Origin of the sequence: Paenibacillus aurantius, from assembly GCF_032268605.1 — a bacterium.
Taxonomy (GTDB): Bacteria; Bacillota; Bacilli; order Paenibacillales; family NBRC-103111; genus Paenibacillus_AO; species Paenibacillus_AO aurantius.
This window is the reverse complement of the sequence record NZ_CP130318.1, coordinates 4,113,099-4,127,203: the sequence shown is the minus strand read 5'-3', so window position 1 is coordinate 4,127,203 and position 14,105 is coordinate 4,113,099. Positions and strand designations below refer to the sequence as shown.

Sequence of the window (14,105 nt, the reverse complement as noted above, 5' to 3'; positions counted from 1 at the left end):
ATTACTAGTATGTTAAACATGATAATAATTGCAATTGAAAGGTGATATCCAACTGAAATATTGCACATTGAAATATCCAAACTGTGCCCGGGTCTTTTCTGCAGGAATTTTTCAGGCGCTCCTTATATCCGATTGTTAGGCAGCTTCTTTACGCTAACGGGCAGGATAGTTATAATAGTACTCTTCCCATAATTAGGAACTATATCTGATATAATTATGTAGAATGTGGAAGCTTAATGAGCTATTTAAAACAGGAAAGGGAGAATGTTATGGTAGAGGTTTATGAATTAAAAAATAAGCCCGATTATTTTGAAAGAGCTGTACAAATTTTTTGGAATCAATGGGGCACTGAAAAGAACTTTAAGTTTTATCACGACTGTATGCTGCATTCATTAAATACTAATAGTGAATTACCAAGCTTTTATATAGCGATAGAAAACGAATCAATTATTGGTACATACGCTTTATTGCGTAATGATTTGATTTCTCGGCAAGATATATTTCCGTGGCTTGCTTGTTTATACGTATCCCCAGAACAAAGAGGACGGAAAATCGGGTCCCAATTAATGAAGCATGCTCTTCAAGAAACGGAAAAAAAGGGTCACAGCAAACTTTATCTTTGTACAAGTTTAAACGGATATTATGAGAAATACGGCTGGATTCATATTACTAATGCATTCATCTTTACTGGTGATGAGACAAAGGTGTATGAAGCCTCGACGTTAAACTAACGGGCACATGTTTCAATATCAAGGAGAACTCATGGACCCAAAAATAAAATTAATGTTCCTGGACGAACATGCCGCTGAAGGCGCTGTGCTGTTTGGGGTCAGCCCAAAGGATCTTACTTTCATTGGAGGCTTTCAAAACTTTATTTATTCCTATAATCGCGATGAATTGAAATATATTCTCCGTTTCACTCCGAGCACTCTCCGCACGTTTGAAGGAGTTGCAGCTGAAATAGAATGGATTCGTTACCTTTCGGAGAATGGTTTGTCGGTTTCAAACCCGGTTTCTTCGGTTGAGGGAAAGGATTTTGAACGTATCCAAGGAAATACAATGGATTTCTACGTGACCTCCTTTAAACACGCACCAGGGAGAAAAATCGGATATCCAGAATGCCTAGTTAATTCTATACTTTATGAACAATGCGGACGCATAACGGGCCGTCTTCATGAACTGGCCAAGCTTTACAAACCTATGGCCAAAAGACACACTTGGGAATTTAATGAATACCTCTTGCGAGCCAAAGATTATTTACCGTCAGAGTTTCAACCAATTCTTAATGCCCTTGATGAACTAAAAGCACATTTGGATAATCTGCCTGTTAATGCTGATAATTTTGGTTTAATTCACGGAGATATCAATGTAGGTAATTTCACGGTCGATGAATCAGGGCAAATAACGCTCTTCGACTTCGACGAGTGTCAGTACAGCTGGTATGTTGAGGACATTGCTATCCAACTCTATTACTTGCTGTATGTATTCGGGGAAGATTCGAAGTCTGAACGTAAGGTTCAATACGAACTGTTCATTAAACATTTCGAGTTGGGCTACACAGAGGGTGGCCGACAAATGCCTGACGGCTGGAAGGAGCAGCTGAAGCTTTTCCTTAGACTACGCGAAATTATCGTAGTCGTCGGTATGCACCGGAGCTGGGATTTAAGTCAACCAGACAAATGGACCCGCGACTTCTTGCAAGATAGTAGAATGCGGATTATGAAAGGTATTTCTTTGATCGATGAGTTCTAGCCCCCCTAATACGGAGGTTACTCATTACGCTAACGGGCAGGATTGTTTAACAGTATATGGAATATATAGGCTATAACCTGTGTCTGTAGGAGGAGAGTTATGAAGGTTAGATTAAGTGAATATAGCGAGGATTGGGTTAGGCTTTTCCAAGAAGAAGCTGACTTCTTGAAGACGATATTTAAGGATGAGATCCTACAATTTGAGCATTTCGGAAGCACCTCAGTTCCTGGTTTAAAAGCTAAGCCTGTAATTGACATGATATGTATTGTGAAGAACATCAATAATATTGATTCGTTTAATGATAAAATGCACTCCCTCGGTTATGATGTCGCTGGAGACTGGGGTATTCCTGGAAGAAGGTTATTCCGCAAAGGTGGGGCAAACAGGACACACCACATACATTTTTATCAAGCCGATAATTCCCAGATCGCACGGCATCTAATATTCAGAGATTACTTGAGAAGTCATCCTGAAGAGGTTGCAAGATACAGTCGATTCAAGGAAGAATTAGTTCAACGCTTTGAAAACACAAGCGAATATAGTCCTGCAAAGAAAGCCTTTGTAACAGAAATGGAACAGCTTGCACTTACATGGTTCGAAGAAACCCAACCAAGAAAATAGCCCTTGTTGTTCAACTAACGGAGACTTTAGTTGAAGAAAAATAAAATTGGACCACACATCTTAGACATATCTAATATGTGTGGTCCTTTCAATTTCAACTGTTTAACTTACCTAACCTAAATATAACATTGGTTATACAAATACATGGATGATCGTGATGGTGACGGCATGGTTGGTGAATAAACCTAATTAGCCAAAGTAATAGTAAACCCGCTCCTAGCTACTGCAGCTGGGAGCGTTTTTCATGTTCTTATACGGCTTGTAATTTGTCCTAATAGAAGGATGATGGGATGGAACGGGAACCTTGTACCAATCTATGCTTCTCAGGCCTCTCAGAAAGCCCGTAGAACGATTCAAGAAATAGAATGCCTTGCAATATTGAAATAATACAAGAGGGATTATGAGAAGGAGAGAGGAGGCGTATTATGTGGATCCAAGGAGCGGGTAGCAATAGACATATGCCTTGTCCGAACATGAATGATTGTTAAACCGATCCCACGTTGGCCTAAATATAGTCTTTCCATTTTGTGGTATAATATAGCTAAATATTTCACTAGGAGGAATGACGGTTGCCATTTGAATAAGCGTCAGAAGTATCCTCAATCGAGGCTCGCGTAACGCAGGAATCACCGAAAGATGTTGTGCCGGCAAAGCCAAAGGACAAGCAGGATCGGATCGCACGAGAAGTAGAGCGCCTAAAAGACGCACTAGCATCTGGCAATCTCGTTACGCTTATTTCGAGGGTGGCATACATCTTGAATCACTACGGCGAAACCCGTAACTCTGATATGGCGCTGAAGCTTAAATATTGGCACATCTTTCAGGGATTTACCGGTAGCGTAATAGATGTTGAGCGGATGTTTTCCTTGGAGCGAGATACATCGATCGCCCGTGCGCGCGCGAAGATCCAAAATGAATACAAGCTTTTCCTTGCGGATGATCGTATAACGCAAATTCGTAAGGGTAAGGAAGAAACCGAAAAGGAAATACAAATTGCTAATAAGCCAGCTGTCCCGACGATTAACATTTTTTGCGACGAAAGCGGTAAAACCGGTGGCGACAAATTCATGGTCATCGGAGGACTGTGAGTGCTTAGCGTCGAACGGCTCGAAGAGCTTCGTAGACACTTTATTATGTGGCGGGAGCTACAACAAAACTCCGGCATTAACGTGCCGAAGGAATTTCACTTTACCGAAATGAAACGACAACAGTTGGACATCTATAAAGAACTGATAAAGGAAGCCGTTTCCGTTATGGACATGATGGGCTTCAAAGCGGTCGTTGTAGAATTTCGCGGAAGCAGCCGCCCTATTGATGAAGCAGTATACGCCATGTACTACCAGCACGTTCATCATGGCATCGTGCACGAAGTTGGTTCTGGCAGAATCACCTTGCCAAGGCGAGTCAACTTTTGGAAGGACAAAGAAGATGGCAATGACAAGTTGTTTCTTAATGAGCTGGAGCAGCACTTGGTCGGCAACTTTAGGACTTACTTCGAAGATAACTTGATGCTAAACATCTTTTCTTCCGTCAGTTCGATTGCCAATATCTTCATCCAACTCGCGGACCTGTTCACTGGTAGCATCAGTCGAACCTTAAATCAATCCGGAACGAGTACGAACCACAAGGACGATTTCGCGCAATTCGTCGTCGAGTTGTTGGGATTAAACTTGCACGATTACCGTAACCAAGAGCACGACGCCGCGATTGTACATTTCATTTAAAGTCTTAGCCTCGTTAATAACCACTCTTTTTGGGTGGTTTTCTTTTGGTCGAAAATCAACGACAAGATCGCCAAACTGAGAGATCCCTGAGCCTGTTGTAAAAGGAGTGGGGCTTTTGGGAACAGTTCCAACTCCTATATCTAAAAAAGTGACAAATGACCATTATAGTGTTTCACTGTCGTTGAGCTAACGGGAAACGAGGGCACAGCGATGGAACCGATCCATCGCTTATTTTAATCACCGTTCTTCTGCTCAATTATTGGCAGTCGCAAATTAGGGGGTAAACCACTATGACCATGTTCTATTTAATTCGTCATGGAGAGCCGAATTGGACATTAAAGGAGCAACGAAATTTGAAAGGAGCACTAAGAGATTTTGTTCCTTTGACAGATGCCGGCGTGTATCAGGCTCAAGAGATAATAGCAAACCATAATCATTTGTCAGAGTGCGATTTGATCCTATCGTCACCGTACACACGTTCTTTACAAACCGCCGCCATTATTAACAGGAATATAGGATTGCCTATTAAAGTGGAATTTGATTTACATGAATGGACCCCGGATAATTGGCAAGCAACATGTGTTCAGCAAATCACAGAACTATGGAACGACTACATGAAACATGACGGAGTCCACCCTCCTGGGGAGCGTAAATTATGGGAATCGAAGGAAAGTGTCAATGAACGGGTAAGGAACGTTTTATGCCAATATCTTGATAAGTCTAAGGTAATTGTCGTTTGTCACGGTATGGTCATTGCAACGTTATTACAACTTGTCTCAGAAGAAGTACAGCTATGCGGGGTATATGAGTATGAAATTACTTAGTAGACATGAATAAGTGCTACAGTAAGAGGCACGAGAGCGAGCACACGTGAGAAAGCCTGATCATACCTAGGGAGTTTGAGGCTGCCGAGAAGATGATTGGCAGTCTTGCTGCGCTAACGGGCAGTTTTGTGTACAAATGTATGGTAAAATATGGTTTGAGTAAATTGTGTAAGGAAAAAACTCTTTAAGAAATGGAGTGTTTTTAATGGGTTGGGGTGAGTTAAAGGCAATTCCAAATGAATACAATGATAAGTTTAAATCGATCGATGAATCAATAATGACATTGATTCAAGACAGAAAAGGTCTTTCTAGAGGCAAACGGATTTTTCCGCCTCAGGAAATGATTCAAGAGTGGGCAAATCGGTATGAGATGGACATCCCTCAAATCAACTGGCTTATGCATAGCTTAAATCATCCCGAGCAACCCTTTATTCGAAATGAGCCGGGGGAACTATTGAGTGTGGTTCCTATTATGAAGAAGACGATTCATGATAGCTTTGAATATTTCATCACTCATGCCATGCAGCATGAGAACGCGAGCGTGGTGAACCTCGAGATTAGGAGTGGAAATGTCGACCATGCAGGGCATATTCGCCCTAAGTTGCTTTTGGAGGTAAAAGGTAAAGACGAATTTTTCGTTCGTTCGCATGGATCCCATGGCGGCGGTGGACAAGCACACCTAAGTTTCTTGGTTAGACCGCGATTGCCCGATGATATAAGAGAAGTTCTATTTGCTCTTATTCCATTCTCTAGCCCTATGGGGACCCCCCCGAAAGAAATCATTTTGGATCAGGAAGTACAGTTCGAATAGGTGTTATTGAAAAAGAGTGCAACGATGAAACAATACGTTTCACTGCTGCGATAACAGGCAGAAATGCAGTAACGTCAACAGGTGAAAGGAGATAGGTAGCAATGCCGTTCACCCTATTACGCTTATTATTTGGTGTCTTATGTATGCTTCTGGGTGCTAAAGGTTACATGTGGTGGAACAAGATCTTAGAAGAAAGCGGAGGACCTGACCAAGGAAGTGGGATAATGATGGTCTTACCGAATTTCGTGGCAATATTATTGGTAGTCTTAGGATTATTATTTATAGGACAAGTAATGATTAGACTTCTAAGGAATAAATCGTTTGACTAAGCTAACGGGTACGATACTTCAATGACAAGGCTGCCGGCAAAAACCGACAGCCTGTCTAACTAGAACAATACTGGAATTTAGAAAATAACCTGGATACAGTTGCAATGATGAGAAAAGTGTGTAACTTTGTTCAAGCCAATGCTGAAAAGCGTTGTGGGAACTGAGGGAGGATAGAATGAAAATCGCGACATTCGAAACCACCCTCTATTTGATTCCCTTATTGTAGATATAATCCTGCGGCACGTCGCCGGCCGCAGTCTTTTGCCCCGTTTCCAGATCGATTACCCACAGCTTGCGGCCGACCAGCACATCACTGTCCATACCCCGGTATAGCACGTAACGCCCGTCTTTCGACAGAGCTTCGAGATGACTGTTTACTTCATGCTTGCGAATGGCGCCCGTTACGACGTCGATATCGAGTACCGATCGATCTTCGCTCTCTGCGACGAGCCTGCTTCCTAAGCTATCCAGCAGTACCGCATAGCCGTACTTGGCGCCGTCGACAAGTACTTTCTCGCCCGTCCCGTCGGCATTGACGAGATGGATGCTGAACGTTTGCTTCTTGGTTAGAACAGCATTCTTGTTCGACTCGAACGCAATGGCTCTGCCGTCATTGACCGGCGTCGGTCGGGACGCCCAGTAAAGGATCGTCTTTGACTCTCCACTGCCTGGGTTCTCCAACTGCACGCGTTTGAGCAGATTATCGTAAGCTTCAGCCGGAAATACATATCGCTCTGTTTTCCCATCTCGCGACAAAACTGTAATATTGTTCGTCGAACCGTCCTGCTTGATCTGTTCTCCTGTCGCCAGCGTTAAAGAGCTGCGCGGCAGCGTAAATTCGATATCGCCCACCCGGAACACTGGTCTACGCGGTTCCGCAAAGTAATAGGCAAATTCGCTAGGCAGTAGCTTGGTGTTCCGGTCTTGCCAATAAAAGCTTACTCCATCGTCAAGGACGATATTCGAGTAGCCGATCGATTTTCCCGTATCGATTACAAATCGGTACATTTTCGGATCACCGTTCGTTCGGCTCGGCGTGTAGCTTTCCCGATCCTCGCTGCGCTTTAGGAGCGAAACAAAGAACGAAGCGCTCACGCCCTGGACATCCACAATCGGCTTATCGTCTGAAGACTCCTTATAAATAATCGCCCTTTTCACGGTTTGCTCTACTGGCTCAAGCGATGCGGACAGCTCCTGAATTTTTTGGTCGTTCGCATACAGCCGATAGCCGTTGAAGGCTTTCGGATCCTTGACGGCTACGACGGAATGATCAGAATAACCCTCTACTGCATAAACGACGGTTCCTTTGGCCAGGAATGCGGCATCCCCATTCTTCGTCTTATAACCCGGATTGTGGACATTGTCCGCGACTTGGAACGCAACCTCACCAACTTTACCACCTATTTTCGCTGGATCCGTCAAGGCAGCATACCAGTAATGGCTGTACGAAATCCCGTTCAGCTTCAGGAAATCGGCCCAATCAATGATCGCTTGCCCGCCAATGCCCCGGCATCCGGACAATAACACGATCGTTAACAACATTACGCATACTGCATTCGAAAGCCGTCTGATAGCCGCCACTCCTTCATTCTGTTCTTGCTACAATAGACGAGAAATATCCCCAAAGGTTTCATCCCTGTGGGCAAGAAAGAAGTATAAAAGATACGGGAAACCTTATTGTGCTTAGCTTTTTCGATGGTGATTTATTCTTGTCTTTGACGAGAAGGTTCTCTGCTTGCTCTCGTCCAAATTCTAATATGTCTTGAATTTCATCCTGAATCTTCACATGGGGCGTCTTTCGCCTACATCTTGAGGAAATCTGATTGTTAAAATAAAGTATAGGACTGGAAGGCGGGAGGCATTAAGCTAAAGGGCAGGATAATTTAATGGTAAGATAAGGGAAAAAGGCAGTGGGAGGTACTTTAAATGGGGAATTGGATTCCATTGACTGATGAGCAATATCGCATTGTTTGGATAAGTTCTACGAGGTTTTCAATTTTAACCCAAGTATTCACAGTATGATGAGAAGTGTGTCAACTCTCTAAAAGCAATAACTGAACCAGATGAATATGTCTTTGCTTTGGACTGGCAGCAAGAGTCCTTTTTGTATAATCCCCACTTGGAAAAAGGATCGGCGAATTGGACAATATCCTTTTACCCAGACGGTGATTATTATTTTTACTTACATAAAGAATTCAAATGGGGATACTTAGGACACCCATGGGAAAACACAATTTCTGTTTTTGGAGCGGAACTATTACAGCAGTTTGAAAACAACATGCCATCTATATTGGGGGAAGTTGTACGACGAAGTTAAATCAGTGCGGTGATTCCGCTAACGGGTACGTTAGTTCAAAGTTCCATGGAGTAGTTTGCCGCCGCGGCAGCTGCTCCTTTTTTCGTTAAGGCAGGATAACGTAATTGTCTCATAGAACATGTACATTACTTGTATGGAAGAAGTTGGTGGGAAGGTGAATATAGAATGGACCCTCGTCAAATTGAGATTCTATGTAATGAATTAGGGCTTGGTGATTTAGAAATTGCCCCTCATGCGTTATCAGGCGGTTTATTACATCGTATGTATGCAATACAAACCACCTCAGGTAGATATGTAGTCAAGGCATTAAATCCTGAAATTATGGCCAGACCAACGGCCATGGAAAACTTCATAAGATCAGAACTCATCGCTAATCGTGCTGCAAATTTTGTACCTGCTCTTCCGGCTAAGACTTTTAATGGTGCCTCTATTCAACAAGTGGATCAGCAATTCTGTCTCGTATTTGAATGGCTGGATGGCAAAAGCCTTAAGCATAGTGAAATAAATTCGGGTCATTGCAAAACAATGGGCAGCATTCTTTCTTCTCTACATATGGGGGATTTTTCAGACCTCGGGATAGTTAATAATTCGTCTGAAGAACGTCGACTAACTGACTGGAACTTCTATCTGAAAAAAGGACAAGAGAGTAATGCCGAATGGACAAGTTTATTATTTGAAAACAGTCAAATGCTTAACGATTGGAATGTCGAAGCTATAAATTCAGCCATGCAAATTTCAACGGATATGGTCATCAGTCATGGCGACCTAGACCCTAAAAATGTCTTGTGGAATGATAGCCCAGTCCTAATTGATTGGGAATGTGCAGGGTATAGAAACCCTAAACAAGACCTAATTGAAACGGCTATTTATTGGTCTGAAAATGGAGCGGGCGAGATTGACCAAGACAAGTTCTTATCTTTCATAGATGGCTATAAAGGAACAGTACAAAACGAGATCCACGCAAACTGGAGAATGATACTAGCAAGTGGATTTTTGGGGAAGTTAGACTGGTTAGAATATTGTCTAAAGCGGTCTTTATGGATTGATTGCACGGATCAAGATGAACAGAAAGCGGGGACGCAACAAGTTTCTGGTACCATACTAAATATTAAGCGTTATGCGGAGAAAATTAATGAAATTGAAGGATGGCTGAATGAGATTTAGAATCTTGATGGGTTATGCTAACTGGGAACATTAACGCAACGACAATTAGGGCCGACATCATCGACCGCTTGTTCCAGTTGATGCGTCCCCTGCAGATCTTTCATCCACTGCAGCAGTTGATTGAAGCCGGCATCGTCGTTAGAGAAATGGAGAGGAGTGCCAAGCAGGATCCCACGGAAGTTGACGGCGCGAGCAACATGGGACTGCTGGGCGATGTCAATGCCGACGACAAGGTGCCGAGTTGAAATGTGTTCGAGCAGTTGATTTTGTTTGGCTTGAGCTTTAAACTTCAAGCTAGAGCGACCTCCTTAAGATGGCTAAAGGGCTATGAACCCGTGACTACCCCATCGTACCGGAGTCGCTCGTTTTTGTGCAAAGCGCAAAATTAACGCTCTCCAGGAATCCTAACGGGCACGAGAGTTTGAAATTATCGATCGGCTACTGGCTTTCTCAGAAAGAGGATAAAGGGTAAGAGTTTAATAACCAGAACAAAGGATGATGAGGGTGGAGAATAAGTCGGGTGCAAAACTAAAAAAACAGCAAGAAAGAGAACTTCTAGATGAGTATCATAAAATGGTTACGGAACAAGCCCTGGAACCGTTGTATCAGTCGTTTTTGGAATGGAAGCAGGGGACATTGCCATATTTCGAGCTTACTGAACTGATTCACCTATTCCATAAAAAGAATCAAGAAATATACAAGGACTTTGAGTATACAAATCGGAGAGAACTCGTACTTCTGGCCAAGATGAAATTGGGCAAGCTCACGGATGATGATATATTAGAAAATGGCTGGCTTTTGGAACGATGGGGAAACCTGGGCAACGATAGTTAGACGAATACACATTAGCCCCTCCTACGGTAATATGTCACGAGTTATCTATTTGAAAGGCTATGGGCAAGACCGTTAGCCTTATTTGTGCTAACGGGCACGATACTTCAATGACAAGGCTGCCGGAAAAAACCGACAGCCTGTCTAATTAGGAACAATACTGGAATTTAGAAAATAACCTGGATACAGTTGCAATGATGATAAAAGTGTGTAACTTTGTTCAAGCCAATGCTGAAAAGCGTTGTGGGAACTGAGGGAGGATAGAATGAAAATCGCGACATTCGAAACCACCCTCTATTTGATTCCCTTATTGTAGATATAATCCTGTGGCACGTCGCCGGCCGCAGTCTTTTGCCCCGTTTCCAGATCGATTACCCACAGCTTGCGGCCGACCAGCACATCACTGTCCATACCCCGGTATAGCACGTAACGCCCGTCTTTCGACAGAGCATCGAGATGACCGTTTACTTCATGCTTGCGAATGGCGCCCGTTACGACGTCGATATCGAGTACCGATCGATCTTCGCTCTCTGCGACGAGCCTGCTTCCGAAGCTATCCAGCAGTACCGCATAGCCGTACTTGGCGCCGTCGACAAGTACTTTCTCGCCCGTCCCGTCGGCATTGACGAGATGGATGCTGAACGTTTGCTTCTTGGTTAGAACAGCATTCTTGTTCGACTCGAACGCAATGGCTCTGCCGTCATTGACCGGCGTCGGTCGGGACGCCCAGTAAAGGATCGTCTTTGACTCTCCACTGCCTGGGTTCTCCAACTGCACGCGTTTGAGCAGATTATCGTAAGCTTCAGCCGGAAATACATATCGCTCTGTTTTCCCATCTCGCGACAAAACTGTAATATTGTTCGTCGAACCGTCCTGCTTGATCTGTTCTCCTGTCGCCAGCGTTAAAGAGCTGCGCGGCAGCGTAAATTCGATATCGCCCACCGGAACACTGGTCTACGCGGTTCCGCAAAGTAATAGGCAAATTCGCTAGGCAGTAGCTTGGTGTTCCGGTCTTGCCAATAAAAGCTTACTCCATCGTCAAGGACGATATTCGAGTAGCCGATCGATTTTCCCGTATCGATTACAAATCGGTACATTTTCGGATCACCGTTCGTTCGGCTCGGCGTGTAGCTTTCCCGATCCTCGCTGCGCTTTAGGAGCGAAACAAAGAACGAAGCGCTCACGCCCTGGACATCCACAATCGGCTTATCGTCTGAAGACTCCTTATAAATAATCGCCCTTTTCACGGTTTGCTCTACTGGCTCAAGCGATGCGGACAGCTCCTGAATTTTTTGGTCGTTCGCATACAGCCGATAGCCGTTGAAGGCTTTCGGATCCTTGACGGCTACGACGGAATGATCAGAATAACCCTCTACTGCATAAACGACGGTTCCTTTGGCCAGGAATGCGGCATCCCCATTCTTCGTCTTATAACCCGGATTGTGGACATTGTCCGCGACTTGGAACGCAACCTCACCAACTTTACCACCTATTTTCGCTGGATCCGTCAAGGCAGCATACCAGTAATGGCTGTACGAAATCCCGTTCAGCTTCAGGAAATCGGCCCAATCAATGATCGCTTGCCCGCCAATGCCCCGGCATCCGGACAATAACACGATCGTTAACAACATTACGCATACTGCATTCGAAAGCCGTCTGATAGCCGCCACTCCTTCATTCTGTTCTTGCTACAATAGACGAGAAATATCCCCAAAGGTTTCATCCCTGTGGGCAAGAAAGAAGTATAAAAGATACGGGAAACCTTATTGTGCTTAGCTTTTTCGATGGTGATTTATTCTTGTCTTTGACGAGAAGGTTCTCTGCTTGCTCTCGTCCAAATTCTAATATGTCTTGAATTTCATCCTGAATCTTCACATGGGGCGTCTTTCGCCTACATCTTGAGGAAATCTGATTGTTAAAATAAAGTATAGGACTGGAAGGCGGGAGGCATTAAGCTAAAGGGCAGGATAGCTTGGTGCTATGAAGAATATAAATCGTAATAAATAATTTCACGGGAGAAGAGACATGATTGATATCTTAAAGCTTTTTGTGGCCTTAGCTTTAGGCTACCTGCTAGGGAGCCTTAATACAGCGGTGATTGTAGGGAAAATATATGGCAAGGATATAAGAAGCCATGGAAGCAAAAACGCCGGGCTTACCAATACTCTTAGGGTACTTGGGAAATCTGCCGCGGTGTTTGTTCTTGCGGGAGATATATTAAAAGGGATAATTGCCTGTTATATAGGATTTTTTATTGGCGTTTACTTTTATACGGGAGACGCTAAAGATTGTGTAAGTCTTTTAGTGGCAGGAGCAGGTGTAGTTATAGGGCATAACTGGCCGTTATATTTTGGGTTTAAAGGGGGCAAGGGAGCACTCACAGCAGTGGCTGTGCTGTTTATGGTTAACTGGGTTATGGCCCTTTTATGCCTTGTTTTTTTTGTGATAATAGTAGCTTTAACCCGTTATGTTTCTTTAGGCACAATATGTGCTACATTGCTTTTTGCGGCTATTTCATTTATTCCTGTTTTCGGGAATACCTTTTATTTTTATTTATTTGCATGCTTAATGGCGGTTATGACTATTTTCAGGCATAGGGGAAATATAATAAGACTGCTTTCAGGAAAAGAAAGTAAACTTATTCTTTGATACTATTTTATTTGTGCCAAAGAAGATGATTGGGTTAAGCTATTCTAGCTAATAGCTTGTCAATATTTAATTCTTAATGGTTAAAGTCAACGGTGTTATACTGAAAAAAGAACATGACAAATAACCGTCCCTTAAGGCTTGGGAAGGTTTTCCTAAGAAGGTTAGTGTTTCTTGCTCAACTTAGACGAAATGCTTCCTTTTTGGTCAAGACCGCATAAAGCCATTGGATTAGCTTGTTTACACAAGCAATAACCGCTACTTTAAAGGGTTTGCCTTCAGCACGCTTTTTATTATCGTAATAAGCCCGCAGCTTCTGGTTTCGTGAGCTGCGCAGACCACACCGTACAGCCAGATATAAGGCCGTTCTGAGCCTTCTGATTAAGCTAACGGATACGATAGTTTGGTGGCCAAAAAATTGGTATCATCTAATCAAATCAAGTGCAAAGCTGCCGATTGGGTAGCTTTGTTTGTTTTTTGGACAAGATGTTTGTATGAATGGAAAGGGGCTTATAGACAAATGAAGAATAACGAACCAGTAAAATTGGATGATCTAGTCGGTGAAATTGAACTTCAAATTGAAGATACTTTTACTTTTATAAACAGCAAAACAGGCGAAGTTATTACATTAATGAGAGAAGAAATTGGGGCTGCAGAAGATGAAAAACCACTTGAAAATTTTCCTGAATGGCAAAGAGAGAACATAGAAAAAGCAATAAGCATTATTGAGGATGAAGACGGGGTTTACGTTGACTTCACGTTAAGAAACGATTACAACGAATATGAAATCATACAGGATTTTATCGGGACTCTAGAGGATGAAGACATTAGAGAAGAACTGAATGATGCCATTCAAGGAAGAGGAGCGTTTAGGAGATTTAAAGATGGAGTAATAGAACATGGTGTTGATAAACATTGGAACAAGTACAAAGAAAGTAAGATAAAGGAATTAGTAATTGAATGGTGTAAGGAACACGATATTGAAATCCAGGAGTAAGAAAGGGCCATATTTTTACACTGGGTGAATAAACAACTTGATTGAGCTAAAGGGCAGTTTAGCGATAAAGTAGAAATCTAATATATTGT

The 14,105-nt window shown here is 43.1% G+C and carries 15 protein-coding genes and 2 pseudogenes; 12 read left to right on the top strand and 5 right to left on the bottom strand.

The features are described from left to right. Window positions 1-236 precede the first annotated feature (236 nt). The 7 genes from MJA45_RS18685 (at window position 237) to MJA45_RS18655 (ending at window position 5,732) form a co-directional block, all read left to right on the top strand. On the top strand, window positions 237-731 hold the full coding sequence (locus MJA45_RS18685) for a GNAT family N-acetyltransferase (protein WP_315603417.1): 495 nt from the start codon (window positions 237-239) through the stop codon (window positions 729-731). A gap of 31 nt (window positions 732-762) precedes the next feature. Beyond that, window positions 763-1,752, top strand: coding sequence for a phosphotransferase enzyme family protein (locus MJA45_RS18680; RefSeq protein ID WP_315603416.1), 990 nt, complete (start codon window positions 763-765; stop codon window positions 1,750-1,752). A gap of 99 nt (window positions 1,753-1,851) precedes the next feature. Beyond that, the gene (locus tag MJA45_RS18675; RefSeq protein ID WP_315603415.1) at window positions 1,852-2,373 is read left to right on the top strand and encodes a GrpB family protein; all 522 of its coding nucleotides are present in this window, start codon (window positions 1,852-1,854) and stop codon (window positions 2,371-2,373) included. A gap of 755 nt (window positions 2,374-3,128) precedes the next feature. Then, a complete protein-coding gene (locus MJA45_RS18670; protein WP_315603414.1) occupies window positions 3,129-3,461 on the top strand; it encodes a hypothetical protein in 333 nt (110 codons plus the stop codon). Beyond that, window positions 3,462-4,097 carry a hypothetical protein gene (locus MJA45_RS18665; RefSeq protein WP_315603413.1) on the top strand — a complete coding sequence of 212 codons (636 nt, stop codon included), beginning with the start codon at window positions 3,462-3,464 and terminating at the stop codon, window positions 4,095-4,097. It abuts the gene before it with no gap. A 290-nt stretch (window positions 4,098-4,387) separates the two neighbouring features. Further along, window positions 4,388-4,921: a histidine phosphatase family protein gene (locus MJA45_RS18660; RefSeq protein ID WP_315603412.1), complete on the top strand. Its 534-nt coding sequence runs from the start codon at window positions 4,388-4,390 to the stop codon at window positions 4,919-4,921. A 205-nt stretch (window positions 4,922-5,126) separates the two neighbouring features. Continuing rightward, complete coding sequence (locus MJA45_RS18655; RefSeq protein ID WP_315608057.1) at window positions 5,127-5,732, top strand: hypothetical protein; 606 nt, start codon at window positions 5,127-5,129, stop codon at window positions 5,730-5,732. A 533-nt stretch (window positions 5,733-6,265) separates the two neighbouring features. Here MJA45_RS18655 and MJA45_RS18650 read toward each other — a convergent pair. Continuing rightward, complete coding sequence (locus tag MJA45_RS18650; RefSeq protein ID WP_315603411.1) at window positions 6,266-7,603, bottom strand: TolB-like translocation protein; 1,338 nt, start codon at window positions 7,601-7,603, stop codon at window positions 6,266-6,268. Window positions 7,604-8,111: 508 nt separating this feature from the next. Between MJA45_RS18650 and MJA45_RS18645 the strand changes: the two genes are divergently transcribed. Continuing rightward, on the top strand, window positions 8,112-8,378 hold the full coding sequence (locus MJA45_RS18645) for a DUF2716 domain-containing protein (RefSeq protein ID WP_315608056.1): 267 nt from the start codon (window positions 8,112-8,114) through the stop codon (window positions 8,376-8,378). A gap of 165 nt (window positions 8,379-8,543) precedes the next feature. Beyond that, window positions 8,544-9,542 (top strand): phosphotransferase, encoded by a 999-nt coding sequence (locus MJA45_RS18640; RefSeq protein WP_315603410.1) that lies wholly within the window; start codon window positions 8,544-8,546, stop codon window positions 9,540-9,542. Between the two features lie 47 nt (window positions 9,543-9,589). On the opposite strand, the pseudogene MJA45_RS18635 reads toward MJA45_RS18640, so the two are convergent. Beyond that, window positions 9,590-9,835: pseudogene (locus MJA45_RS18635) on the bottom strand (IS110 family transposase); the annotation flags it as partial. 202 nt (window positions 9,836-10,037) lie between these two features. On the opposite strand from MJA45_RS18635, the gene MJA45_RS18630 reads away from it, so the two are divergent. Beyond that, window positions 10,038-10,376, top strand: coding sequence for a hypothetical protein (locus MJA45_RS18630; protein ID WP_315603408.1), 339 nt, complete (start codon window positions 10,038-10,040; stop codon window positions 10,374-10,376). 291 nt (window positions 10,377-10,667) lie between these two features. On the opposite strand, the gene MJA45_RS18625 is transcribed toward MJA45_RS18630, so the two are convergent. Together MJA45_RS18625 and MJA45_RS18620 are read right to left on the bottom strand one after the other, a co-directional pair. Further along, window positions 10,668-11,150, bottom strand: coding sequence for a TolB family protein (locus tag MJA45_RS18625; RefSeq protein WP_315603407.1), 483 nt, complete (start codon window positions 11,148-11,150; stop codon window positions 10,668-10,670). A gap of 125 nt (window positions 11,151-11,275) precedes the next feature. Further along, a complete protein-coding gene (locus MJA45_RS18620) occupies window positions 11,276-12,004 on the bottom strand; it encodes a hypothetical protein (RefSeq protein WP_315603406.1) in 729 nt (242 codons plus the stop codon). Between the two features lie 394 nt (window positions 12,005-12,398). On the opposite strand from MJA45_RS18620, the gene plsY reads away from it, so the two are divergent. Continuing rightward, entirely contained in the window at window positions 12,399-13,022 is a 624-nt protein-coding gene (plsY, locus tag MJA45_RS18615) for a glycerol-3-phosphate 1-O-acyltransferase PlsY (RefSeq protein ID WP_315603405.1), read from the top strand. Between the two features lie 175 nt (window positions 13,023-13,197). On the opposite strand, the pseudogene MJA45_RS18610 reads toward plsY, so the two are convergent. After that, a pseudogene (locus tag MJA45_RS18610) lies at window positions 13,198-13,395 on the bottom strand (IS110 family transposase); the annotation flags it as partial. Window positions 13,396-13,539: 144 nt separating this feature from the next. Between MJA45_RS18610 and MJA45_RS18605 the strand changes: the two are divergent. Continuing rightward, window positions 13,540-14,016 (top strand): UPF0158 family protein, encoded by a 477-nt coding sequence (locus tag MJA45_RS18605; RefSeq protein WP_315603404.1) that lies wholly within the window; start codon window positions 13,540-13,542, stop codon window positions 14,014-14,016. The last annotated feature ends 89 nt before the right edge of the window (window positions 14,017-14,105 follow it).